Source organism: Microbulbifer maximicatervae (SeqCode), assembly GCF_052468295.1.
On the sequence record NZ_CP174340.1, the window covers coordinates 1,003,903 to 1,029,159 of the forward strand.

At 51.3% G+C, this 25,257-nt stretch carries 21 protein-coding genes; 10 read left to right on the top strand and 11 right to left on the bottom strand.

Going from position 1 to position 25,257, the window contains the following annotated elements; genetic code table 11:
* Positions 1-168: 168 nt before the first annotated feature.
* A complete protein-coding gene (gene acnB, locus ACJJIQ_RS04760; protein WP_445363860.1) occupies positions 169-2,784 on the bottom strand; it encodes a bifunctional aconitate hydratase 2/2-methylisocitrate dehydratase in 2,616 nt (871 codons plus the stop codon).
* A gap of 305 nt (positions 2,785-3,089) precedes the next feature.
* Between acnB and ACJJIQ_RS04765 the strand changes: the two genes are divergently transcribed.
* Entirely contained in the window at positions 3,090-3,539 is a 450-nt protein-coding gene (locus tag ACJJIQ_RS04765) for a DUF1289 domain-containing protein (protein WP_413662547.1), read from the top strand.
* 43 nt (positions 3,540-3,582) lie between these two features.
* Here ACJJIQ_RS04765 and ACJJIQ_RS04770 read toward each other — a convergent pair whose 3' ends face one another.
* Entirely contained in the window at positions 3,583-4,518 is a 936-nt protein-coding gene (locus ACJJIQ_RS04770) for a hypothetical protein (protein ID WP_445363861.1), read from the bottom strand.
* A gap of 220 nt (positions 4,519-4,738) precedes the next feature.
* On the opposite strand from ACJJIQ_RS04770, the gene ACJJIQ_RS04775 reads away from it, so the two are divergent.
* On the top strand, positions 4,739-5,365 hold the full coding sequence (locus tag ACJJIQ_RS04775) for a MiaE family protein (protein ID WP_445363862.1): 627 nt from the start codon (positions 4,739-4,741) through the stop codon (positions 5,363-5,365).
* Positions 5,366-7,192: 1,827 nt separating this feature from the next.
* Complete coding sequence (locus ACJJIQ_RS04780; protein ID WP_445363863.1) at positions 7,193-7,870, top strand: hypothetical protein; 678 nt, start codon at positions 7,193-7,195, stop codon at positions 7,868-7,870.
* A gap of 515 nt (positions 7,871-8,385) precedes the next feature.
* Here the strand turns inward: ACJJIQ_RS04780 and ACJJIQ_RS04785 are convergent.
* On the bottom strand, positions 8,386-8,646 hold the full coding sequence (locus tag ACJJIQ_RS04785) for a DUF3081 family protein (RefSeq protein WP_445363864.1): 261 nt from the start codon (positions 8,644-8,646) through the stop codon (positions 8,386-8,388).
* Between the two features lie 70 nt (positions 8,647-8,716).
* Here ACJJIQ_RS04785 and ACJJIQ_RS04790 point away from each other — a divergent pair, with 70 nt between their 5' ends.
* The 3 genes from ACJJIQ_RS04790 to ACJJIQ_RS04800 all read left to right on the top strand — a co-directional run bounded on the left by ACJJIQ_RS04790 (position 8,717) and on the right by ACJJIQ_RS04800 (position 10,920).
* Positions 8,717-9,181, top strand: a complete 465-nt coding sequence (locus ACJJIQ_RS04790) for a DUF3429 domain-containing protein (RefSeq protein WP_445363865.1) — start codon at positions 8,717-8,719, stop codon at positions 9,179-9,181.
* Between the two features lie 54 nt (positions 9,182-9,235).
* Positions 9,236-9,865 carry a malonic semialdehyde reductase gene (locus ACJJIQ_RS04795; protein ID WP_445363866.1) on the top strand — a complete coding sequence of 210 codons (630 nt, stop codon included), beginning with the start codon at positions 9,236-9,238 and terminating at the stop codon, positions 9,863-9,865.
* A gap of 74 nt (positions 9,866-9,939) precedes the next feature.
* Complete coding sequence (locus tag ACJJIQ_RS04800; RefSeq protein WP_445363867.1) at positions 9,940-10,920, top strand: hypothetical protein; 981 nt, start codon at positions 9,940-9,942, stop codon at positions 10,918-10,920.
* An 18-nt stretch (positions 10,921-10,938) separates the two neighbouring features.
* On the opposite strand, the gene ACJJIQ_RS04805 is transcribed toward ACJJIQ_RS04800, so the two are convergent.
* Positions 10,939-11,382: a DUF2269 family protein gene (locus tag ACJJIQ_RS04805; RefSeq protein WP_445363868.1), complete on the bottom strand. Its 444-nt coding sequence runs from the start codon at positions 11,380-11,382 to the stop codon at positions 10,939-10,941.
* A gap of 141 nt (positions 11,383-11,523) precedes the next feature.
* On the opposite strand from ACJJIQ_RS04805, the gene ACJJIQ_RS04810 reads away from it, so the two are divergent.
* Complete coding sequence (locus ACJJIQ_RS04810; protein WP_445363869.1) at positions 11,524-11,994, top strand: YpsA SLOG family protein; 471 nt, start codon at positions 11,524-11,526, stop codon at positions 11,992-11,994.
* Positions 11,995-11,996: 2 nt separating this feature from the next.
* Here ACJJIQ_RS04810 and adiC read toward each other — a convergent pair whose 3' ends face one another.
* From adiC to ACJJIQ_RS04835, 5 genes are all read right to left on the bottom strand, one after another.
* Positions 11,997-13,436, bottom strand: coding sequence for an arginine/agmatine antiporter (gene adiC / locus ACJJIQ_RS04815; protein ID WP_445363870.1), 1,440 nt, complete (start codon positions 13,434-13,436; stop codon positions 11,997-11,999).
* Between the two features lie 50 nt (positions 13,437-13,486).
* Positions 13,487-15,790 carry an Orn/Lys/Arg family decarboxylase gene (locus ACJJIQ_RS04820; RefSeq protein WP_445363871.1) on the bottom strand — a complete coding sequence of 768 codons (2,304 nt, stop codon included), beginning with the start codon at positions 15,788-15,790 and terminating at the stop codon, positions 13,487-13,489.
* Between the two features lie 41 nt (positions 15,791-15,831).
* Positions 15,832-17,544, bottom strand: coding sequence for a thiamine pyrophosphate-dependent enzyme (locus ACJJIQ_RS04825; RefSeq protein WP_444911097.1), 1,713 nt, complete (start codon positions 17,542-17,544; stop codon positions 15,832-15,834).
* Between the two features lie 25 nt (positions 17,545-17,569).
* Positions 17,570-19,252, bottom strand: a complete 1,683-nt coding sequence (locus ACJJIQ_RS04830) for an FMN-binding glutamate synthase family protein (RefSeq protein WP_282932184.1) — start codon at positions 19,250-19,252, stop codon at positions 17,570-17,572.
* 98 nt (positions 19,253-19,350) lie between these two features.
* On the bottom strand, positions 19,351-20,511 hold the full coding sequence (locus tag ACJJIQ_RS04835; RefSeq protein WP_445363872.1) for a saccharopine dehydrogenase family protein: 1,161 nt from the start codon (positions 20,509-20,511) through the stop codon (positions 19,351-19,353).
* 210 nt (positions 20,512-20,721) lie between these two features.
* Here ACJJIQ_RS04835 and ACJJIQ_RS04840 point away from each other — a divergent pair, with 210 nt between their 5' ends.
* Genes ACJJIQ_RS04840 through ACJJIQ_RS04850 form a run of 3 tightly spaced genes read left to right on the top strand, consistent with a single transcriptional unit; the run spans position 20,722 to position 23,827 of the window.
* Complete coding sequence (locus ACJJIQ_RS04840) at positions 20,722-22,026, top strand: condensation domain-containing protein (protein WP_445363873.1); 1,305 nt, start codon at positions 20,722-20,724, stop codon at positions 22,024-22,026.
* Positions 22,027-22,060: 34 nt separating this feature from the next.
* A complete protein-coding gene (locus ACJJIQ_RS04845) occupies positions 22,061-22,861 on the top strand; it encodes a glycosyltransferase (RefSeq protein ID WP_445363874.1) in 801 nt (266 codons plus the stop codon).
* Positions 22,862-22,885: 24 nt separating this feature from the next.
* Positions 22,886-23,827, top strand: a complete 942-nt coding sequence (locus ACJJIQ_RS04850) for an NAD-dependent epimerase/dehydratase family protein (protein WP_444936194.1) — start codon at positions 22,886-22,888, stop codon at positions 23,825-23,827.
* On the opposite strand, the gene ACJJIQ_RS04855 is transcribed toward ACJJIQ_RS04850, so the two are convergent.
* Together ACJJIQ_RS04855 and ACJJIQ_RS04860 are read right to left on the bottom strand one after the other, a co-directional pair.
* A complete protein-coding gene (locus ACJJIQ_RS04855; protein WP_445363875.1) occupies positions 23,824-24,549 on the bottom strand; it encodes a UDP-2,3-diacylglucosamine diphosphatase in 726 nt (241 codons plus the stop codon). The two genes, ACJJIQ_RS04850 and ACJJIQ_RS04855, sit on opposite strands and share 4 nt — an antisense overlap.
* A gap of 35 nt (positions 24,550-24,584) precedes the next feature.
* Positions 24,585-25,094 (bottom strand): peptidylprolyl isomerase, encoded by a 510-nt coding sequence (locus ACJJIQ_RS04860; RefSeq protein WP_108733726.1) that lies wholly within the window; start codon positions 25,092-25,094, stop codon positions 24,585-24,587.
* Positions 25,095-25,257 lie beyond the last annotated feature (163 nt).

Genomic DNA, 25,257 nt, shown 5'->3' on the forward strand with positions numbered 1-25,257 from the left:
GGAGTTAATTATAGTCGGCTAGATTCTAGAGCTTGGTGTCGAGCCATGTAGACGTAAAGTGCGCCAGCTTAAAAGTTATTTTTTTGTGCAGGGCAAGCTGAGATCTTTCCTATAGGCAAAAAAAGCCCCGCTAGTTAGCGGGGCTTTTCGTTTGGATCAGGTTGTCAATTAGACATTCACTTCCTGGATCTCAGTCGCGGCGATACGCTTGCCTTCTTCGGCAGACTTCTGGAAGTCTTCAATCTGATCGAAGTTCAGGTAGCGGTAGATCTCGCTGGACATGGAGTCCAGGTTCTGTGCGTATTCCTGGTACTCAGCCGGAGTCGGCAGTTTGCCCAGAATGGCGCCTACAGAAGCCAGCTCAGCAGAGGTCAGGTACACGTTGGCACCATCGCCCAGACGGTTGGGGAAGTTACGGGTAGAGGTGGACAGTACGGTGGCGTTCGGCGCCACACGTGCCTGGTTACCCATACACAGGGAACATCCGGGCATCTCGGTGCGGGCACCGGCAGAGCCGTAGATGTTGTAGTAACCCTCTTCCATCAACTGGTGCTCGTCCATCTTGGTGGGCGGGGAGATCCACATGCGAGTGGAGATGCCACCTTTGTGTTCTTGCAGCAGTTTACCGGCAGCGCGGAAGTGACCGATGTTGGTCATACAGGAGCCGATAAACACTTCGTCTACCTTGTCGCCAGCAACGTCGGACAGCAGGCGAGCGTCGTCCGGATCGTTAGGAGCACATACGATCGGCTCTTTGATCTCGGCCAGGTCGATCTCGATTACTTCCAGGTACTCAGCGTCGGCGTCCGCTTCCATCAGTTTCGGGTTGGCCAGCCACTCTTCCATGGCGCGCGCGCGGCGCTCCAGGGTACGCTTGGAGCCGTAACCTTCAGCGATCATCCAGCGCAACAGGGTTACGTTGGAGCGCAGGTACTCAGAAATGGTGTCTTCGGACAGCTTGATGGTACAGCCAGCAGCGGAGCGCTCGGCGGAGGCGTCGGACAGTTCGAATGCCTGCTCTACAGTCAGGTCTTCCAGGCCTTCGATCTCGAGGATGCGGCCGGAGAAGATGTTCTTCTTGCCTTTCTTCTCAACGGTCAGCAGGCCCTGCTTGATGGCGTAGAGAGGAATGGAGTGCACCAGGTCGCGCAGGGTGATGCCGGGCTGCATTTTGCCCTTGAAGCGCACCAGTACGGACTCAGGCATATCCAGCGGCATAACACCGGTAGCGGCGGCGAAAGCTACCAGACCAGAACCTGCCGGGAAGGAGATACCCATGGGGAAGCGGGTGTGGGAGTCACCACCGGTACCTACGGTGTCCGGCAGCAGCATGCGGTTCAGCCAGCTGTGGATGATGCCGTCTGCCGGGCGCAGGGAAACACCGCCACGGTTCATGATGAAGTCCGGCAGGGTGTGCTGGGTGCTGATATCAACGGGCTTGGGGTAGGCCGCAGTGTGACAGAAAGACTGCATTACCAGGTCGGCGGAGAAGCCGAGGCAGGCCAGGTCTTTCAGTTCGTCGCGGGTCATGGGGCCAGTGGTGTCCTGGGAGCCCACAGTGGTCATTTTCGGCTCGCAGTAGGTGCCCGGACGGATACCTTCAACGCCACAAGCTTTACCAACCATCTTCTGCGCCAGAGTGTAACCTTTGCCGGTGTCGGCAGGTTGCTCAGGCTTGCGGAACAGCTCGGAAGGCGCCAGGCCCAGGGCTTCACGGGCTTTGCCGGTCAGGCCGCGACCGATGATCAGGTTGATACGACCGCCAGCCTGAACTTCGTCCAGCAGTACGTCGGACTTCAGTTGGAATTCAGACAGGACTTTGCCGTCTTCGGCCAGGATCTTGCCGTCGTAAGGGCGGATCTCGATAACGTCGCCCATGCCCAGTTCGTCAACGGGGGCTTCGAATACCAGTGCGCCGGCATCTTCCATGGTGTTGTAGAAGATCGGGGCAACTTTACCGCCGATACAAATACCGCCACCTTTCTTGTTGGGTACGCCAGGCATTTCTTCACCGAAGTACCACAGCACGGAGTTGGTGGCGGACTTACGGGAAGAACCGGTACCTACTACGTCGCCAACGAAAGCAACGGGCAGGCCTTTGGCTTTAACTTCTTCGATCTGCTTCAGCGGACCGGTAACGCCTGCTTCTTCTGGCTCCAGGCCGTCGCGCTTCATTTTGTACATGGCCAACGCGTGCAGGGGAATGTCCGGACGGGACCAGGCATCCGGTGCCGGAGACAGGTCGTCAGTGTTGGTTTCGCCAGTTACCTTGAATACGGCAACTTTGATGCTCTCGGATACTTTGTTGCGCTTGGTGAACCACTCGGCGTCTGCCCAGGATTGCATTACCGCTTTGGCGAATTCGTTGCCGGCTTTGGCTTTCTCTTCCACATCGTGGAAGGCGTCAAACATCAGCAGAGTGCCTTTCAGCTGCTCGGCAGCCAGTTCGGCCAGATCTTTGTCGTCCAGCAGCTCGACCAGGGTGGAGATGTTGTAACCGCCCAGCATTTGGCCCAGCAGTTCTACAGCGTGTTTGCGATCGATCAGCGGGGATTCTGCTTCACCTTTGATAATGGCGGACAGGAAACCTGCTTTAACATAAGCGGCTTCGTCAACGCCCGGCGGAACGCGTTGGGTGAGCAGGTCAACCAGTTCCTGTTCTTCGCCTTTTGGCGGATTTTTCAGCAATTCAACCAGGCCGGCGACTTGCTCGGCGTCCAATGGCTTTGGCGGAATGCCTTGTTCGGCGCGCTCGGCGACGTGTTTGCGATAGGCTTCAAGCACTGATAAGTCCCTCTTGGTGTGTGGGGTGGCACCTACAGCGGGTGGAATTCCCGGTCTATTAACTGTCAGCCGGGATTTTTTTTTCGAGGCCGCTGATGGCGGGGGGCGAATACTACAGGAAAGCCCTACTGCTGTTAAGTTTATCGAAAAATCAATAATTTAAGTGAATTATCACTATTTGCTAGGTGAATTTTAGTAGTTTGGCAGCTGGTACTTCCCCCCCTTTTCTTGGCGGCGGAAACAAAATAGGCTACGCGCAATTTGAAGGCCGCGCGGGCGGCATAAATAGGTTGGTCGGATAGTTAATGTATAAGAAGGTTCGCACGCCCTGTATCGGTGTTTGTTCCACGGGAATTGGCGATGATGTTTGCCGTGGCTGCAAGCGTTTTGCGCACGAGGTGATTGATTGGAATGCCTACAGTGAAGAGCAGCGCCGGGTAATTGCCGAGCGCCGAGAAGGGTATTTGGTGAATGCGGTACGCAGCCAGTTGGAGATCGTGGATCGCGAGCTGCTATTGGAGCAGCTTCATCACCAGCGGGTCCGTTTTGATGAAAGTCAAAATCCCTACTGTTGGGTGTTCGAACTGTTGAGGGCAGGGGCCAGCCAGATATCAGACCTCAAGGCTTTTGGGTTGCAACTCACTGCACAGGCGCGTGGCGTCCCACTGGTGGAAATTCGCCGCCTTATCGATGAGGATTTTTACGCACTGTCTGTCGCCTATTACCAGCGCTATGTGGCGCCTGGTATTACATAGGAAGGTTCAATAGTTGATGGCAGCTCCATTTGAGAGCCTGGGTTTAGCGCTGCTGGCGCAAAAATACTCTGAGCGCCGGTAGAAAGGGCTCACTGGCGATTGCCAGATCCCGCCGCTGGCGCCGCCGACTCAAGCTCGGTTGGTGGTCAACTCGGGTGAATTCAGGCAGTTGCCCGGCTTCGTTGGCCTCTACCAGAATCGGCATGGAGGAATAGCCGACCTGATGATATTCCTCTTCCTCGCCTAGCTCGTGCCCATAGAAGATTTCCGCTACCTGGAGATTAGGGCGACTCTGTACCTGCACCTGGCGTAAATCCTCCTGCTGGCTTTTGTGTAGCCCGGCGAGTAGCTGGCGCTGATATTGGATACCGGGATCGGACCCTTGAGGGTCGAGCTGCACCAACTTCTTTTCACACCATTTCACCGTGACCTTGCGAATAGATTTACGCGCCTTGATCCATGAAAGGGTGATGGCATCCGGTCGCTTCGGGCACATCAACACTAGGCGATAGCATTGGCGCAGATGTGCGCGGGGGTAGCCAGCATCCGCAAGGATTTCCCGCACAGTGCGATCCTGCTCTGCTACTGGCCGCTCCGCCAGGGCGCTGCGAAGTTCGGCGATAGCCTTGGCAAAGATCTCTTTGTGGTTATTGAGTTGTTGAGCAAACTCAAGGGCTTTGGTCGGCACCGCCAATAAACCCGGTACCTGTAAAGTAGCGCGGGCATCTCCTCCGGCGCTAATGGGCTCCAGATAGTCGAGTTGCGAGTAGAGAGCGCCTGACAGTGAATAGGGGCGTTCAAAGCTCTGATTGAGACTGAGTGCGGCATCCTGTGCGAAAGGGGGCTGAAGTAGATAGTGCTGCCAGGGTTTCTCGGCATTTTGCAGCAATTCCAGGGATTCTCTCAAGGCTTGGGTGGCACCATGGACATTTTCTAATAGCGGTGGGATAGCTTTTGCCTGGGTTCTGTAGTCATTCATCAGATATGCCGGATAAAAAGTGATTTTTATATTAATGCACTTAATAAATCGTTATCAAGTTGAGTGTATTTATCACTAGGGACTTTCTTGGGTAATTGCTGCCAGGCTCTGTCAGTCGGTGAAGTAGTGCCCGCTAGAGGTTTAAAAGCGGGCGTTTGTGGCTTGGGGCCGCTATAATCCCGCGCCAAGTTATTTTGCTCCGGTTAAGTTTGTTCGCCCTATGAATGCTCAAATCCCAGATCTGTCCGCTATCAATGAATTCCTGCTGTGTCCCACGCCCGATGCCTGGGTGGAGGCTGCATTGAAGGAGCCGGAAATGATGCTGATCGATCATGCCAACTGCGAGAAAAAAGCGGCGGGTACTGCCCTGAACCTGATGTTTCGCTATCTGAATGACTTTGAGCTGCTGAACAAAATGTCGCGTCTGGCTCGCGAAGAGTTGCGCCACTTTGAGCAGGTGCTGGCGATTATGGAGAAGCGCGGTATCGCCTATCCCCACGTTAGTGCCTCCCGCTACGCGGCCGGTCTTCGTGCCGAAGTCCGCAGTGCGGAGCCGGGGCGACTGATCGACACGCTGATTTGTGGCGCTATTATCGAGGCGCGCTCCTGCGAGCGCTTTGCACGGATTGCGCCTCAGTTAGATGATGAGTTGCAGAAGTTTTATCTCTCCCTGCTTAAATCTGAGGCGCGTCACTTCCGCGATTACCTACATCTTGCCCAGAAGGCTTCCGATGAAGATATTCAATCTAGGGTTCAGGTACTGCTGGAGAAAGAAAAGGAATTAGTGGAAGGCAGTGATGGACAGTTCCGCTTTCACAGTGGTGTGCCGAAGAGTGCAGGGCAGTAATTCTAGCTCGGCCTGCTAAGTTGACTCAGATTTTCAGGAAGCTTTTGCATTGATGTTTATTGGCTACAAGCTTCCTGATTCTTTAGTGAAAACGTCAGGATACTCGCTGCCTAAGCTCACTAAATTGGGGCATTCCGGCAGTAGCTCTAATCGTTGGCCGTGGTGTTATCTTGGGATTGCCTAGTGATCCTATTACGTTTGCCCTGCTCTACGTTGGTGCTTTAAAAATCAGTGCAAATCGCTTTAATATCTTGTTGGTATTACTCGGCACTGCTTAATCGAATGTCATAGATAAATGGCAAGTGCCAGTTACTTTACACTATAGAATACTTGTAAGTTATTCCAGCATTTGCGTGCTGGAAAATCAAATTGGAATGCCGGGGGCAATCCAATTATTCCCTGTCGACAGCAGTACAGAGAAGTTACTTATTGTACGGATTATCTGGCTTACTCCGAACCTCCTCTCTACTAAAATAACAAAGCCAGGTTTGTATATCTTAAGAGCATGGGATCTGGGTTTTTTGGTGTTAATTTCTAGAGGTTTAAGTGCCAACTTCTAGCCAGATATTTTTATTAGTTGGTTATTGCTGGTCCAGCAAGAATATATTGAAAACCGGATATATTATAAATACATCCTTTATGATCCGAAATCTATATCCATAGCCCCTGATCACCTATGACTCTCTAGATAAATTTCCTCGGCTGACAGCTAGGTGCGGAAAGCTGAGAAAGGTTATCTAACTAAACAAGAAGTAAGCTACCTGGGGCGTTAGGGCCTAATCTAATCGATCAAAACCTTGGAAGGAATCGAACATTACGGTACTGAGCGCTTGCAGCTTAATTAATGAATCAACTCGTCTCTCCACCTTTGCGAGGGAGCTTCTGCCTATTTCTCGATAAATCCTGTAAGTAAATGTGCTTCATGATATCCTCATCAATTGAAAGCCTTATAGGCTGAAGCTTAGCAATAAATCCTTCAGTCCGAAATTATCAAACACTTCTTAAACTCTTGCTCTTGGCCTAGCCCCTTCCTCTTCTAGAGGATTTTAAAGAGCTCCGCAAAAATTACCCTACCAATGCATGTCAGCCTATAGATTTTTATTGCACGGCCGTCAGTAGGGTATGTAGCCCTGATTAAAATAAATATATGTTGTAATTCAGCTGTTAGCATTTGTAACTTTTGTGAATTAGAGAGTGTTTGAACGAGGGTACCGTCCACAAGGCTTCGTCTACTGTCTGGAATTGCCATACAGGAATTCTGCAGCGAGGGGACCTTTCCCGGACTAAAAGTCTGGTCTAGCTAAATGTCTGCCGCATAACAAATGTAATCAAATCTTCACCAGGTTTGGATTGGGTTTCTAGTCGATAACCTTGAAAGCTTCCGAGCTGGAAGGCATCTATTCTTTGGCTTTTCCTCATGGCGGCCGGATGAGGATATTGGCCTAACCGATCTCAATAATTACTGGAGTGCAACTGATAACATTCCCATCAAGGCTCAGTTTGCTAGTTTTGAACTAATCAGGTGGCGTATTAATAACTATTATCAGAGGTGCGAGATATGATGTATTTGTGATAGTCGGGAGAACCTACGGATAAAGCTAGGCTTGTGAATAGGTTGAGGTCATCCGCTGTGATCGGTTCAGGGCAAGCTGAGGTTGTGGAGCAGCCTAAGCGGTACAGTGGTCCGACTCTGACCCCGATTTCCAGCGCACTTGCCACTGCTTTTTTGAAGTAAGGGTACAGGCTATTACATACTTTATTGTTTATTTGATTGTCAGCACCTATTTTTGTTTAATTCGAAACTTCCTAAAAAATAGAGATTTTGCCGTGACAAATCAATCTAACCTTGAGAGAAAAATATCTAATCGCGAGGCGGATAGACCTGCATGTACGATGAGGAATCGTCGTCCACCAACAGGCGAAGGTAATAGTAGACACCATGTTATTCCTATCGGGGAAATGACGAAGTTTTACGATATAGGGTGTGATATCATGCGTGGTAATAAGAATGGCCCTATAGAAATTTTCGAACTCCTATTTTTAATAGCATCTGGTGGTCCTAACAGTAGCAAGCATAGTAGCGAGGACAAAGTAGCTTTTATTGGTACATCCGGAGGAGCTCCCTTGAGAAATGCGTTTGCATGGTCACCTATAAATTTATTTGCAGGGCCAGGGCCGGAATTTAGACCTAATGATCCTGGGTCGGATTATGAGTCGATTAAACCAGTAAGCATGTCCGAAAAACGATGGGATGTCTTAAAGTCTGTTAAGGAGTTTATGGAGACTATCGATCTTATAAAGGTAAATCCAGAAACTGGTCGTAAACACATAGATAAAAAATTAATTGCAGCCTATGTAGTGTTGCTGAGGAGGTTGTATCATTTCACATATTCAGGCGAAGGAAGAATTCTAGCTTTTAAAGCTTCTGACTGGGAAATGAAGGGGAAAACTAGAAGGGGGAAAAATAAAAATAGAAGAACAGAGTATCGATTGAAGAGCTCATAGCTCTAGTTGGATTTCTTTTGATTAAATCTTGCTCTCTTGGAAAAAGGGTTTTGCTGAAGATGCCTAGACCTAAACGCAATACCAAAAATAAATCACAAGGTCCATATTAATGGTCAAGTCATTAGATACAAGGTCGGATTGTTAAATCTGGTAGTAGAACTTTGTAATGCCCCCAGCGATTGTAAGGTACTTGGTGTGTTGAAAAAAATTCTCTATCAGTACGGGGAAGTCGTTTCAGATGGCGATGTGGATCCTCTTTTTTGTAAAAGATCGGCGAATACTTGACCATAAAAACCGTGTTGACGTTGTCATTGAGTATGTTGTTTTGCCTTATGCCCTCTCATAGGCTGTTCAAATGGGCTCGCATGGACGCTGGTTTTGGTAGAATACGCTACTTTAAGAATACGAAGAGTTATTCTTAAAGTAGTACTACTCTGAGGAATGACTGGCAATATTCAATGCATTATTTCGGAGCTCAAGATTTTCTCTATTTGATGTTTCTAGCTTCCTTTTTCTCACTCTGAATCAAGCTTTTTCAATAGCCGAATAAACTCTTCAAGCTCTTTACTGCTGGTGGAATCCACAGAAAATTTATTGTGAAAAAATATGGTGAGTTTCACTTTTGGGGAGTTGATAAAAACCGTATAGCCGTCAAAGTCAGTGCTGACTGCCAGTCCCTGGTAATGCCATTCGTTACCTTCCTTACGCCCCTCCTTTGTCGCCCTATCAAACACCCGCAGCGCTTGTTTGACGTCAATCTTCTGTTCGGCATCCATTGCTGCTTGCTCCTGCCGCTAAGCTTGTTGTTTGAGACGAAATTGTCTTTGACTTGGAAGCTTAGACGACATGGACACTGACATCCATCACTACCCACCAGTAGATACGCGGCTGTTTGAATGGCTGGCTTACCTTGGTTTGATTCCATTTGTCGCAGGAATCATTATGCAGTGGTTAGGGTTTTCTCTTTGGGGAGTGACTCCGCGCCTGCTGTTCACCGCCTATAGCGCCGTGATTCTGAGTTTTCTCTGCGGTGTTTGGTGGGGTGCTGCACTCAATCAAGTGGGGCATCCGCACAGGATGATTTTAGCGCTACTGAGTAACCTGGTGACGTTGGTGGGGTGGGTGGCGCTGCTGATGTTTCGCACCACTTGGGCGCTACCGGTATTACTAGTTGCTTTCGGTTTTGTGGTCTGGGCCGAGGCCCGGTTGAACCCCAATCTGCCCGGGAGGGATCAGTACTTTCGCACCCGCAGTATTGTGACCTATTTAGTGATGGCCTGCCATCTTCTTATGATTCTGCTGCTCCTTTGAAGTGCCTGGCGCAAACTAAACTGTTACCAGCGAAGATATTTTGGGGTAGCTCTTATGCAACCTGTTTCCTCTGAGGTGCTCGATCAGCTATTCAACAAAGCCCGAACCCATAGTCATTGGCAGGATAAGCCGGTTTCAAAAGAGGTTTTGAAACAGCTTTACGACTTGGTCAAATTCGGACCCACCAGTGCTAATTGTTGCCCTATGCGATTGGTGTTTGTTGTAAGTAAGGAGGCTAAGGAGCGGCTCAAGCCAGCGCTTAATGAAGGAAACATTGAAAAAACTATGCGGGCTCCGGTGACTGCCATTATTGCTTACGATATGCACTTTTATGAACACCTTCCGAGGCTCTACCCCCAGACTCCTGCGCGGGAATGGTTTGCCGATAGCCCCGAATATGCCGAGGTTACAGCATTTCGTAATGGTTCCTTACAAGGAGGCTACTTTATTTTAGCGGCGAGGGCCCTGGGGCTCGATTGCGGCCCAATGTCGGGGTTTGATAACGCATTAGTTGATGAGGAATTCTTTAGTGACAAATGCTCAGCACCGGCTTTTCTGCTGGAGCACTTCCCCGATTGTCATATTAAGTCCAATTTCTTGTGCAATCTTGGCTATGGCGAAACTGACAAATTATATCCGCGCAATCCTCGGTTGGATTTCGATGAAGTGTGCAGAACTCTGTAAATTGTTGCGTTTAACATAATTCGTATTTGTTAATACGAGTTAATGGCAGTGGATCAAGAATTAGGTGTGATTAAGTGGTTCTTAAACGATCTCAGCGGTTGATTGACCCGGAAGAATATTTTTTACCTAGGCAAGAGGACGCGCTTTATGAGTTGTTTGGGCGGGACATAAGCCGAGCTGTGGTTGAGCGATTTTTGTCGATGCAAGATGAGGAATACTTCCGCTGTGTCAGTTCGGGAAATTTCGGTATCTATGCCGCAGACCAACTGCTGATAGATTGCTACGCAAAGAAAATTAATGAGCAGGCGATTCTCGATGAAAAGTTGTTGTTTAGTCGAGAAGAGCTGGAGCCGATCATTCAGGCATATAGAGCGGAAACACTTTATATGAACCTGGCAATGGACAACGCAGCGCTGCCACACGATGTAATTACCACCGAGGAATTTGTCTTACATTTACAGGCGACCATTCTTAAGGCATTGGAAAAAAAGCGGGATGCTGATGATTTTATTGTGGTTATTCCGACCACCAGCTACAAAGGGGAACTCATTCCCAAGGCCATTTGCAGTAAAGCCAAGTTGAATGATGAAACCTTTGAGCGTCAATTCCAGTTGGGGCTTGTTCGCAATCAACACCTGCAATATGTCTTAAGTAAATCCTACTTGTGGACCCTGGCACATGCCTGGCCCTTTATAACGGGTTCGGAAGTGGGGGAGGGGTTGTTCAAAGGGGTGGTATTTCGGCAGTTTGATCTCGGTTTTGGCACTATAGCTTCGGATTTAGACAGTGATACCAATGTATTTGTGATTACAGATGCAAGTTGTACCGGTGGTGAGGCAGAGCATATTCGCAGCCGTCTGTTGAAAATGGACCGGCATGAACGCTCGGCGATTATTGTTCCGCTATGTAAGAAAGAAGCGATACATCGTTTGGATAAAAGTGCGGAAGGTAATGCAGAAATTGTGTCTGGCGTAGTCCTGGATGACTTCAAGCGGCAATGGAAAGATGTTGGCCATCGAGCGAGCTATAAGACTCTTAGGGGGGCGAGGAGGTAAGGGCCAGGCATAAGTTCCTTATAGTACTGGTTTGGATACCATCAGATAGACAATGGCAACGGTCATGGGAAATGCAATAGCTCCGAGCAGGCACCAAGCCATCATTAGCTTGCGCATTTTGTCTATATTACCGTCTTCTTTGGCATGTTTACGCAGCTGGTACTGAAGGTAAACAACCGGCAGCCACAACAAGAACACGGTTGCGCTGAGACCGGCGGCCAATTGCAACCAGGCTTGCAGCATCCAGCTTGGATTAATTAGCAGCATACCCACCGCGCTACCGAATAGACCAATTACCGCCGATCCGGTAAATATCCAGTCTGCCCGTACCGTCTCCCGGCTGACCCACTGCATAACTTGGGCATTTCCGGACAGCCAGCCCCTCAGGGTGTACCAAGCGATGCCGGTCCCTGTGCCGAGTACGATTATGGCGCAGAGGATATGCAGTGTTTTCAGTATCAAATAGTAATTCACAGTGCTGCTGGCCAGACTAAAGTTGGAGATAAATTAGTGGCTGCGATCGTTAATTTCAATGCCAATTATCGCTGGTTTGATATCTGCTAGCTCGAGCTAGTAGGACGATGAACGATATGGGGGAGAAAAGTGATATTCCGACCGGAGAAAATTATTAGTGGTGGTCAGACGGGGGCGGATACCGGTGGCCTGCTGGCGGGGCAGCGCCTGGGAATTGCCACCGGTGGCACAGCGCCACAGGGTTACTGGACTGAGATCGGTGATCGGCCGGATTTTCTGAGAGGGCTTGGGCTGATTGAAAACACGTCCCCGGATCTGGAAGAGCGTACTCGTGAGAATATCCGCAACTCCGATGCCACTGTTATCTTCACAACCAATCCCAGTAGTGATGGCACCCTGTTTACTATTGAGTTCTGCCAGGCATCGGGGAGGCCACACTTGGTAGTCAATCCGACTGATGCCAATCGAGTACAACTGGTGCGCGACTTTATCCTCAAGAATCGTCCGCAGACGCTCAATGTGGCGGGTAACCGTGAATCCAACTCCCAAGGGATTACTGAAATTACCGCGGAAACCATCGAGAGGGCGCTAACCCGCTGAGTCTAGGGTTCAATGTGCCTCTCAAGATGATGACCCGAGGGGTTGGGTGCGCGCAGGCGCAATTCCAAGTCCGGGTATTGCCCTACGGAAAACCAGAAGAACAGGCACAGGGCAGCAATTGTGGCAAAGAGAGTGAAGTAGTGAACCCAGGCTGGTTCTGGCCCACCGGGTAGAAAGTGCTTTTCTTCAACGCTGCGACGGCGATTTAAAATTAGCGCATAAAAAATGACTGTCGCAATCACAAAGATCAGGGACCAGCGGGTTTGTTGCCCGTCAGATCCCACCAGGGCCACAAGGCAGTACACCGCTGCAATCAGCAAAATCACGGTAAACAGTCCGTACTGCTGAGGCGGCATTTTGCCGTAGGCCAAAACCCGCAAAGCTACCGCAGAATAGATATAGGGCATCAGTGTCATAATCACAGCGACAGAAGCAATTTTGCCAAACTGCTGGCTGGCCGTTGGCGATATGGTGGTGAGTATCAATACAGACATCAACACGGCCACCAGGGTTAATCCGCCGGTAGGCACGCCTTTGTTATTGGTGCGGGCAAATAGCGCTGCAAACAGGCCATCATCTGCCGCGGCCTTGGCAGACTGCCCCACCAGCAGTATCCAGCCGCCCAATGAACCGATACAGCCAATAGCGGCGCACAGGGCTACGACATTGGCCGCAGTATTTCCCAGTGCCAGGCGAGCAGCATCGGCAAAGGGAGCGGAGGAGCTGATTAATTCCTGGTTCGGCAGCATCCCCATAATGACCGATGAGCTGAGTACATAGGCGATAGAAGCCAGGGTAACTCCCCCAACCGTTGCGATCGGAACGTTCTTGGTGGGGTCTTTTACCACTGCGGCGGATACAGAGGCGGTTTCCACCCCAATAAAGGCCCAGAGCGTGAAGGTCAGGCTGGCCATAATAGCACTGGGGTCGCTTTTGCCTGAGACATTCCAGCTGCTGGTAAAGTTTTGCTGGTCGAACCAGAACCAGCCAAAAATAGCGGTGCCGAGGATTGGAAGCAAAACCAGGCCGGTGGTGAGGGATTGGATGCGACCGACGGTGCGCGGGCCCAGTACATTGGCGTAAGTCAGCAGCCAGACCATAGCAACCTGGGCCATGGCAAAAGTCAGTGGGTCTTTTAACGGTGGAAAAAAATGGGTCAGATAGCCCAGGCCTGCAGTAATCAGCGCAACATTACCGATTACATTGGCCAGCCAGTAAACCAGATTGGTTTGGTAGCCAATGTAATCGCCAAAAGCGCGGCGGGCATAGGCATAGGGGCCGCCGGCTGCGGGATAGATAGCGGCGAGCTTGGCAAATATCAGGGCCAGGGAGATAGCGCCGACGATGGTTATCAACCAGCCGACCAAAGAAATACTGCCGACTGCAGCGAGATTGGCGGGGAGCATAAAAACCCCGGAGCCCATCATATTGCCTGCAACCATCAGGGTTGCGGGGACCAGGCCTATTTTATGCTCCTCTTTGATAGGCGAGCCTATGGCGAGTCTCCCCGCAGGGCGTAAATATGATAGTGGCCGTCCCGTACCTCTACTCCGTGGTTATCGTGGGTAAAGCCTGGAAATTGCTGGTCGAAGGCTTCCAGAGTTCTCAAGTAAATCAATGCCGGACTATCTTCATCGCCAAAATTTTCGCCGGGCATTAGCAGAGGAATACCTGGAGGGTAGGGTACAACGCCCGTGGCAGCCGTACGTCCCGGTAACTTGCTTAGCGGAAGCATTTCCACATCGCCGCGAACCAGGGTTTCATAAGCTTGTACCGGACTGCAGTCAGCTCTAGGTAAGGCTGAAAATCCTGCAGACATTTGCACTGTGGTTTGCAATTTTTTCATGGAAGCAAACATATTGTCTGCAAGGTCGCGCAGCCCGATATTGCGATAGGCTGGGGACTTTTTTATAAGGTTTGGCAGGCATTCACTTAAGGGCCGGTTGGCATCGAAGTCGCGCTTAAAGGCCAGCAAAGCATTGATTAGAGTGCCCCACTTACCCTTGGTAATACCGATAGAAAACAGGAACAAAATCGTAAAATCGGTAGTTTTTTCCACGATAATGCCGAGGTTGTCCAGGTATTTACTGACGATGTTGGCAGGTATTCCAGATGCAGACAGTTTGCCATCAGGGTTTATCCCCGGGGTGGTAATCGATACTTTAATCGGGTCCAACATGCAGTAATCTGGCTCTATATCACCAAATCCATGCCACGATTCGCCGGGGTCCAATAACCAGCAGCTGGGCTCATGACACAGGAGTTCCGCTGGGGCGCTGTGAAAGGCGTAGTTGTGCCCGTTATTGGGATCGGTGACATGCTCAGGCTGCCAACCTCCGAAGAACCACTCCTCTTTATCGCGATACTCCTGTTGCAAACGGGCCAATACTTGTCGGAACGCTACGGCCTCAGCAATTGACTCCTCTGTTAATGCTTTGCCGCCCGGTCCATCCATCATCGCTGCGCTCACATCATTGGAGGCCATGATGGAATAAAGTGGGGAGGTTGAGGCATGCATCATAAAGGCTTCATTAAAGCGCCCATGCTCAATGGGTTTACGCCCATCGCGAATGTGAATCATCGATGCCTGGGATAATGCAGCAAGTAATTTATGCGTTGACTGAGTGGCAAATTTGCTCGGGCCATTTTTCGTGTCGGTTTCTCCCAAATCGTACATTGCGAAGCGATCTCGATAGATAGGATTAAATCGAGCGTATGAGTACCAGGCTTCATCAAAGTGCAGGCGATCAACGGACTCGCCGAGAAGTTCTTCCACTCTGCGCACGTTGTAACAGAGACCGTCGTAGGTGGAATTAGTAATGACTGCGTGAACGGCACGGGAATTTTTGGCGTGCTTGGACAGAGGGTTTTGCCGAATAGCATTGGAAACAGAGCTGGCCGTCAACTGTTGGGGAGGGACAGGGCCTATGAGGCCGTAGTTGTTGCGTAGGGGAATCAGGTAGGTTGGAACTGCACCTGACATGGTGATAGCGTGTTCAACGGATTTATGGCAGTTTCGATCGCATAGAGCCAGTTGCCCCCGGGTAACCGATGCCATCAATATCACTCTATTCGAAGTCGAAGAGCCATTGGTTACATAGTAAGTGCGATCCGCACCAAATACTTTTGCTGCATATTGCTCTCCCTTGGCAATGGGGCCCGTGTGATCCAAAAGTGATCCCAGCTCTGTTACAGAAACAGACAGGTCCGAGCGCAACATATTTTCCCCAAAGAAATCGTAAAAAGCACGACCCGCAGGGGATTTGAGAAAAGCTGTTCCCCCAGTATGGCCGGGTGTATGCCATGAATATTCATGGACCCGGGCAAAGTGGGTCAGGGCGCGAAACATGGGGGGAAGAATGGCGTGGCGGTATCTTTCAATCGCACTCTGGATGCGACCGCCGATAAAGGTCGGGGTATCTTCCAGCATCCAGATAAAATCGTTGGCTAATTCCAGGGCCCGTCGCGGCATGGTGCTGACAGTCTGCTGATCTGCCAGAAGGAATACCGGCATTTGGGGATTGCGGGCGCGAAGTTCTTCCAATACAACCAGGGCGGGGCATTCCGCTTCACCGGGCAGGGTCCAATTAATCAGCAGGCATTGGATTGCGGTGTTAGTGCTCAGTATGGCGCAGGCATCACTACCGCTGGTGGTTGTTATTACGTCAATTTTTCGCTCTGATAACTCTGCCTGTAGCCTCATGGCGGCGCGGCCGGGAGCGCTGTTGTCGTCGACTTCACTGCTGGCGATCAGGGCCAGCATGCTGTTATGGCGTTGCTGTCCGAAATGATGCATGAGTGCCGCACAAACCTTTTGTTGTGGCCTGCTAAAAAGTCTCAGCGCAGAAAATTGTCTCGCAAAAGATCTACCACCTCATCTGCGCGGCCGTTGAGTATTGCCTTAAGCCCGAACAGTGCGGTGGAGGTGACTTGCTGCGCCGTAACTTCCGGCGGCATCACCAGTTCCACGCGGTTTGTCGGTACGCTGAGTAGTGCCGGCCCGTCAGTAGCGAGCCAGCGCTTCATGCTGTCCTCAAGCTGATCCGCACTCTCGATACTGGCACCGCTGATGCCACAAGCTTCGGCAACGCGGCCGAAGTCCGGGTTATGTAAGTCGGTATAGCTGTCGAGTAGCCCCTCAATGCGCTGTTCCATCTCTACGAAGCCGAGGGAGTTATTGTTAAATACCAGGACTTTTAATGGGATTTTTTCTTGCACCAGTGTCAACAGGTCTCCCATTAACATGGTCATACCACCGTCGCCGCACATAGCGATGACCTGGCGCCCGGGGTAGGCTTTGGCCATGCCCAGGGCTTGGGGGTAGGCGTTGGCCATGGTGCCATGGGAAAGGCTGGTGAGAAATGAGCGTTTGCCGTTGGCAGTGAGATCGCGGAGCATCCAAACCATACAGGCGCCGCCATCGGCGGTGAATACGGCATCCTCATCGGCCAGCTTGTTGAGTGTCTGGGCGACAAATTGAGGGTGGATCAGGCTGGGGTCTTTCTCTTTGCCGCGGCTCTTCATCTCTTCCCGATCTTTTTTGTATCGTTCGAGAAGGTCATCGAGGAAGGTGCTATCGGTGCGGGCCTTTAATCGGGGCAAGAGGGCTTCAATGGTGGGACCCACATGCCCTACCAGGCCCATATCCACAGGAGCGCGTCGCCCCAGGTGCGGCGCTTCCGCATCAATTTGAATAATGGTGGCTTTTTCCGGGTAGAACTGGGTGTAGGCAAAATCGGTACCCAGGCACAGTAACAGGTCACAAGTCTCCATGGCCCGGTAGCCTGCGGGATTGCCGAGAATCCCGGTCATGCCCACATGGCAGGGGTTGTCGTATTCGAGAAACTCTTTCGACTTGGTGGTGTGGGCAATAGGAGCGGCCAGGTGTTGTCCCAGTTTTACTACTTCATCGTGAGCGTGACGGCAGCCGATACCGCCGTAAATAGTGATATTTTTTGCGGCGTTGATTTTCTTTGCTAGGGCGTCGAGCTCAGAGTCAGACGGACGCGCTAGCCATTCAGGGCGATGTACCGACCAGGGCAGACTGTCTTTGCTCTTCTCCTTGAACAAGTCGCCGCTAATTTGCACCACCGCGACACCACCGCGAGTAAGTGCAGTTTGTGCAGCCTGCACAATCATTCGACGGGCTTGTTCCGGGTGGGTCATAGTTTCACAGAAGACCGAACACTGTTCGTAGAGTTTTTGCTGGTCCACCTCCTGTGGATAGCCGAACCCCTGTTCCGCACGGTCGATTCGAGAGGCAATCAGTACCACCGGGGCGCCATTGCGATGGCTTTCAAAAATGCCGTTGATAAAGTGCAGGCTGCCGGGCCCGGCAGTTCCGGCGCAGACGCTCAACTCACCGGTAAGGTAAGACTCACCCCCAGCGGCGAAAGCGCCGACTTCCTCATGGCGCACATGTATCCACTCCAAGTCGGAAGTGCGCACCGCTGATGTGAAGTGGTTGATGGTATCGCCGACAATGCCGTAACACCGTTTGGCGCCGGCCTTAACCAGTGTATCGACGATAATTTCTGAAACGGTCTGCATAGCAGTCTCCACAGATTGGGTGGGGCTAGCGGTTAATAGCGCGGCGGATTGACGCGTACTTGCCTTCTTCGAGCTTGATCGCAGGCTGAAAACTGTCTGCCTGTGCGGCCAGCCACCAGTGCCAGTAGGGCGTATCTTCCGGTGCGTCGATTAGGGAGTTGGTGTCGAGAAAATGCCATATACGGTCTATCGGCCTGGATTCAGCGCCATTAATTCGGTGAACCAGGTGGTAGGGTTTCAGGTCCCGGGGATCGGTAAGTCCTGCACCGGCCACTATATCCCCCAGTGCTTCGAGAGTTTTTGCCTGGAAAGCAGCCGCCCTTTTACTCTGCACATCCACCACCAGCCCGCGCTGGCGCCGAGGATCCTGGGTGGTAACACCAGTTGGGCAGGTATCCGTATGGCAGCGCTGGGACTGGATGCAGCCCACGGAAAACATAAATGCCCGCGCCGCATTGCACCAGTCAGCGCCAATGGCCAGGCACTGTGCCAGGCCGGACGCGGAATAAACCTTGCCGCTGGCAGCCAACTTCACTTTGTCTTTCAGGCCCGCCCCCACCAGGGCATTTCGTACGATAATCAGCCCCTCCAGCAGCGGCATGCCCACGTGGTTGGACAGCTCCAGCGGCGCCGCGCCGGTGCCGCCTTCGGCGCCATCCACAACAATAAAGTCCACCAGTTTCCCGGTCTCGTGCATGGCCTTCATAATGGCCATCACTTCGTAGATATGCCCTACGCAGAGTTTTATGCCTACCGGTTTGCCGCCGGAGAGTTCGCGCATCTGCTCGGCGAATTCAAGCATTTCAATGGGGGTGGAGAACATGGAGTGCGCGCGAGGGGAGACGCAGTTCTGCCCGGGTGTAACCTTGCGGGTGGAAGCGATCTCCTGGGTAACTTTGGCGCCGGGTAAAACTCCACCGTGCCCAGGTTTGGCGCCTTGACTCAATTTAATTTCCGTCATTTTGACCTGGTCGTTGCAGGCCTCGCGGAATAGATCCGGGTTAAAGCTGCCGTCATCGTTGCGCGCACCGAAATAACCGGTACCCAATTCCCACACTAGGTCGCCGCCGTGCTTGCGGTGATAGGGGCTGATACCTCCCTCACCGGTATCGTGATAGAAGCCGCCAATTGAGGCTCCCTTATTCAAGGCTTCTACTGCGGCAGCGGACAGAGCGCCAAAGCTCATGGCAGAGATATTTAACAGGGCGGCGGAGTAGGGCTGTTTGCAGCGGCCCGTGCCCACTTCAGTACGGCAGGAAGTGTCTGCATTTTTCTCGGGCTTCACTGAGTGAGTGAGCCAGGTATATTCCTCACTCTGCACATCTTTTTCAGTGCCGAACGGATGCATATCCGAAAAACCTTCGGAGCGGGCATAAACCAGTCGCCGGGCTTCAATGCTGTAAGGGCGCCCCTCCTCATCACCCTCGACCATATAGGCGCGGAAATAGGGGCGCAGATTCAGGAATATCCAGCGAATGCGGCCGGCAACCGGGAAGTTCCGCGTAATGCTCCAGTGGGGTTGGAGCATATCGTAGATTCCCAGCAGCACCAGTGAAACGCTAATCAGTAGAGCCACCAGCCACCAGGCGCTGTCTGTAAACGTGAGCACCAAGAAGAACGGGGTCAGGATAAGAGCGGTAATGGGGATTATTGCGCGCTTTATACCATTCCGGCCGGAATAGGCGCACCAGGGGTTGGAGCTACTCATAAAATCAGGTTCAGCATCGTTACATAAAGTTCCGATACTGAACCTAGATCATTTGTAAGGGTTCTGCCTTGATAAGGTCAACTAAAGGGCTTTTTCCCCTAGCTCGCCGCCAACGCAGGCAGTGAATTTTGCTCTGCAGGTAAAAACTCGATGGCAGTGACGATGGAGTAGTCCTTCAGTTCATCCAGGATTTCATCCAGCTTTAATAGTTGCCAGCAGGCGCGCGCGCCACTGTCTGAAATTTCACCGCGAAGGAATTTTCTCGCCAAGGCCACTGCGGGTGCTGCAGGAATCCAGACACCATCGCCATCCATTCCAAGTATTTGCCACTGCCTACCAGCTGTCCTACCGTCAGTATCTTCACCCAGTGCGCGGACAATCATGCCGCCGTGAGAGCTGCCACCAGGCCAGCGGGCACTCAATTTATGGGCAATCTGTGCGATGCGGGAACTCGTGGCGGGCAAATTTAGGCGCGAGAGTTGGGCGCACAATGACAGGCCGGCCTGGAGAATCAGGGGCTCTGTCCCCGTGGAAAATAGTGCTGTGTTTAAATCTGGCAGATATCTTGGGCACAACTCCAGGTCGGGTACTTCAAAGTCACACAGCCAGCGTTTTCCCACTGGATGGGCAAGAGTTACCGAGCGCAGATGATTGCCGGCAAATGATTCTCTCCAGCGCCCATCCCGCAATTGGGGGAAGCTCTCCCCCAGCGCTTCAAAGCCAGAGCGCACGGTGGCGAGGCCGCGCTCTACCTTGTGTGCCGGAGCAATTGCCGCCTGCACGGAGCGAATGACCGGCAGTTCTTTCTGAATCTCAGCTATGGCTGCTGAGCTGAGGCCGGGCAAGCTGCTGGCACCGGATACCATGGCGATACCGGCGGCCTCGGCGGCCGGGGAGAGACGGTGAAAATCACATACAAAGCGGCGCGCATCTGAAATATCGATGTAGGGTGTGCGGGATTCAATGCAGGCTTTGGCCACCCGGTAATCGGTTTCTCTCTGGTAGGGGCCAGCGCAGTGGATTAATAAATCCAGGTGCAAGGCTTTCAGTTGCGCAGCCAAGTTGATGGAGTCCCGCTCCAGTCGTAACCCCTCGGCGAGGCCACCGAGTGATTGGGCGCAACGGTCGGCCAACGATTTGTTATGGCCGGCAATAATCAGTTGGATATTGGGCTCTGAACTCAGCATTTGTGCAATACGTGCGCCAAAATTGCCGTAGCCTCCGAGAATCAATACGCGTTTATTCAGATTATTGATCACCTGGATGGAACTCCTGCCCCTTATAGTTTGTAGAGATCATGCATCGTGCCGGTGACTTAAATCAAGAGAATCTTGTCTGTGCCTTCAGCATACCGCCGTTGTCATTTCACCGTTTTGTATATTCTAAAAGTAACGTTCCCGATGATCTTGTGCAGTTTTATCAGGCTCATTAGTGATCTTGTGTCGGGCAAATGATTTTTGGAGACCAGAATGGCCGGTTGGAGTTTATCGACTCAGGTCCCCCTATCGATCACTGAGCAGCGTATTTATGATTTGCATCACCGCAAGGATCTGGTTGACCTGATTACCCGCGCTATGGTTTTCAAAGGAGAATTCGATGTTGAACTGTTTAAGAAGTCTATTTCAGAGGTGGTAAACACCTATCCGATTTTTCGCTGTCGTTATAGCGGGGAACCGGCTGTTCGCTCCTTTGTAGATATTGAACTGGACTATATCGACATCCGCCACTTAAGTGATGCTCACTTCGAGAGCTTTTTGCGTCAATTTGGTAGCTCGCCAATGGATTTGACGCAGGACCAATTGTTGGGACTCAGTGTTCTTCGCAGTGGAGAAGATGAATACATTTTCTTGACCAAGTGTCACCACATCATTGCCGATGGGATTAGCTTGTCACTCCTCTGGTCTGAATCCTTGACTCACTATTTGGATAGTGTGAAGGGTAAGGATTATCAACCCAGGGTGGAAACTGCAGACTTTGCTGATTATGTGAATTATGAAAATACCTATCTGAGATCGCCGAGGGGGGATAAGGCGCGAAATCTTTGGCAGCAAAAGTTGCAATCCCAAAAAGATGAGATAGAGCTGTTGCCCCAATCGGAAGAGACCTCGGTTATTTGTAGTGAAGTAATCCAGCACATAGATGAGATTGAGCTGGAGCAGATAAAGGCATTGGCCAGCTCGGAGAATGTGAGTCTCTTCGCCTATCTAGCGGCCGCATTTCAGCAAGTTTTATGTGAATTCATACCTCACTCTTTTTGGATGAATGGCAATTTATCCCTTCGGCTTAAGAGGGAGTATCGGGAAGTGTTTGGCCCCATGTGCCGGTATGTCAACCTGATGGTTTGTAGGGATGAATCCTGGCAGGAGAAGCTCACGCGCCTGTCTGCGGAGATAAAGTATGCTATGCGCACGGTTTATGCTGCTGATGCAATTGGGCCTCACGGCCTGATTGGCCATCACCTCGATGCATCCCATTGCTACTTGGTGACTTTCTTGCAAACAGAAGAACATCGGGAAGGTTTTTTTGCGGTCTATACCGGCGAAACTTCTGACTGGGTCAAATTGAGTGACCACTTGAAGATTCGCATTGTCCCCCTGGCGACGCGCTTAACGCCATATGGCATCTATCTATCTATTACCGTCTTTGGGAAGCAGTTGCGCTCGAGCTTTATCTACAATGAAAATTGCTTTGAACAAAAACAAGTAGAAGCAATGGTAAGTCGCTGGTGTGACAGATTATTGTGCGGACCTCAAGATATTCTACCGCCGCTGTAAATAACGCTGTATAGGGACTGTAGAGCCAATTGTTATGTCAAGATGTGCCTTTGTGACCCTGGTTAATAGTCCGGATTATGTGATAGGTGCGCAGGCACTGAAACACTCATTGGATCGTACGGCCAGTGCCTATCCGTTAATTTGTATGGTGCCACCGAACAGTTGTGATCCGGCGCCATTGGAAGCGGCGGGCTGTAAGATAAAAGAGGTTCATACGCCTCGTTTTTCCGATGAGTTTATCCTTCGCCATAAACGCGATTCTTTGCACCGGCGCGCGCCCTTTGACAAGGGTAGTAAGCCCGCTTTCCATGACCCATTGAATAACTTTTGCAAATTGGCACTGTGGCAATTGATCCAATTCGATAAGCTTGTTTTCCTGGATGCGGACACCCTGGTATTGCGCAATATTGACCACTTGATGAATTATCCGGAATTTTGCGCAGCGCCCAATCTTTACGAAGACTTGGATGGATTTCATCGTATGAATTCGGGATTGTTTACTGCGGTACCGAGTGAAGCGACTTACCAAAAAATGCTTGAGCAACTGGATCGACCAGGGGTTTTCTGGCGGCGCACAGACCAGACATTTTTGCAGTCCTTTTTTCCTCGTTGGCACGGCTTGCCTTATATCTATAACGCCTTGCAATACCTCTACCTGAATTTACCGCAGCTGTGGCAGTGGGACAGTATTCATGTCATTCACTACCAATATGAAAAACCCTGGCAAAAACAGCACTCAAAAGTTGAAAAGCTCAAGCCCCTGATCGACTTATGGTGGGCGGTTTACGAAGGGCGAGATATCGCCGTTGATCTGGGTGAGTTAGCCCGTGCTTAGAAAATAAAATCGAGAGAGGGAATTGTGAGAATAGGGATAACTGGTGCGAGTGGCTATGTGGGGCAATTTCTGGTCAGGCATTTTTTGCGGCAGGGCTATGAAGTGCGAGCATTACTGCGCAGGGAGGAAAGTGCAGATCTTTTTCGCAGTATTGCTTCACCCAGATTAGCGTGGAGCGTCGGGGATATTACTTCTGATACAACACTACAGACATTCGCCAGCAATCTGGATGTGGTGGTGCATGCAGCTTTCGAGCATCTTCCCGGTCGCTATCGAAATGGAGAAGGGGGTGATCTTGAGGGTTTTTTACATGTAAATCTCAATCGAACCCTGGCATTAATCCAATTCGCCTATGCAGCGAAGGTAAAAAAATTTGTATTTATTTCCAGTCGTGCCGTTTATGCCACTGGAAAGTTGAGCGGTTCTTTAAGTGAGGAGCAGGTTGTTCAGCCGGATACTTTCTACGGCGGCTATAAAGCGGCTGTGGAAGCCATGCTGTCTGCTTGGGCGTATCAGCGTGGCTGGCATACAGTTTCATTGCGCTTAACTGGAGTTTATGGGCTGGTGAGTCCGCTAAGTCGCAGCAAGTGGTATGACATCGCTCGAGCAGTGATATCTGGGGAAGCCTATTTAAATTCCCGGCTTTCAACGGAAGTGCACGGAGAAGATGTGGCGCGGGCGGTAGAGCTTTTACTGGAGCACAAAGATGCTCGGGGGCGGGCAGTAAACTGTAGTGATTGCCTGGTTAGCAGTCGCGAGTTGGTGAAGATTCTAAGATCGATATCCGGACAGCAGGGACCGCTACCTCCCCAGCCACAAATGAAACCGCCAGCAGTGATGGATTGCGCTTATTTACAGGGAATAGGTTTTCGATTTGGGGGTGTGCAGTGTTTGCGGGAGACGCTTGAGGAATTGGTAGAGGCTGTGCAGCAACAGCAGAGCCTCTACCAAAACGCCGGCTCCTAGCCGATCGGCCAGTGAATCAACTCCAGTGAGTCGTTGTCCGCTTTCAGGCACCAGGCATTCTTATCCCAGTCTCCCAGCACAATACGCTCCGCCTGTTCACCGTTGATTGTCAACCCGTGGCGGGCGGGCCGGTGGGTGTGGCCGTGGATCAGTCGAAGCACATTGTGCTCGAGCATCACCCGTTCCACTTCTTCCTGGGTTACATCCATGATGTCTTCGGCCTTGCGGCTGTTCATACTCTTGGATGCCATACGAATCTGCGCGGCAATAGCGCGGCGTTCCTGTAGGGACTTGGCCAGTAGCTCTTGTTGCCACTTGGGGTCCCGGGCCTGGCGGCGGAACGCCATATACTCTTTGTCGAGGGTGCAAAGGCTGTCGCCGTGCATAAGCAGCACGCGCTCATTACCGAGGGACAACGCAGTCGGGTCCTGAAGTAAAGTGGCTCCCGCGCGCTGGGCGAAGTCGCTACCCAGCAGGAAATCCCGATTGCCGTGCATCAGGTACAACTCTACGCCGGTACCACTATAGCGACTTAGCTCGCCAATCACTTCGCGGGCCAGCGGGGCATCGTCGTCGTCGCCAACCCACGCCTCAAAAAAGTCGCCGAGAATATATAGCGCCTCAGCACCGGCAGCTCGCCCGTGCAGGAAATCAAAAAACGCCCGGGTAATATCCGGGCGTTTTTCGTCGAGGTGCAAGTCAGAAATAAAATAAGTAGACAATGTCCCCGCCTTAGAGTCGGTACTGACCCGTGGAATTACTTATCGGCGTAGGCGTCAGAGATGCTGATACCGGTGATTTCGATAGTCTCCAGGGGTACGTCCTGGTGGAAGCCTTTGCTGCCGGTTTTAACGTCTTTGATTTTGTTGACCACGTCCATGCCGTCGACAACCTTACCAAATACGCAGTAACCCCACCCCTGAGAGTCTTCGCTGCGGAAGTTCAGGAAATCGTTGTCCTTAACATTGATAAAGAACTGGGAGCTGGCGGAATGCGGATCCATGGTGCGGGCCATGGCCAGGGTGCCAGTGTCGTTCTTCAAGCCATTGTTGGCTTCGTTTTCGATGGAATCGCGGGTTTCCTTCTGCTGCATGTCCGGAGTCATGCCGCCACCTTGGATCATAAAGTTGTTGATCACCCGGTGGAAGACAGTGCCGGTATAGAAATCGTCACGGCAGTACTGCAAGAAGTTGGCAGCAGTCTTGGGTGCCTTTTCGAAATCCAATTCGATGGCTATATCTCCATGGGTTGTGTGAAGGGTGATCATAAAATGTCCTATGAGGGTTGATTTGGGGCGGCATGATACCTTGTAGTCTGTAGCTGTAAAATGCTGTGTCGGAATATCTGTGTCAATTGCACAAAAATCAAACGCTTGCAGTGAATTTCTATGAAAAGCGTTCCTTCAAATTCGATATTCTGTCTCTCAACTA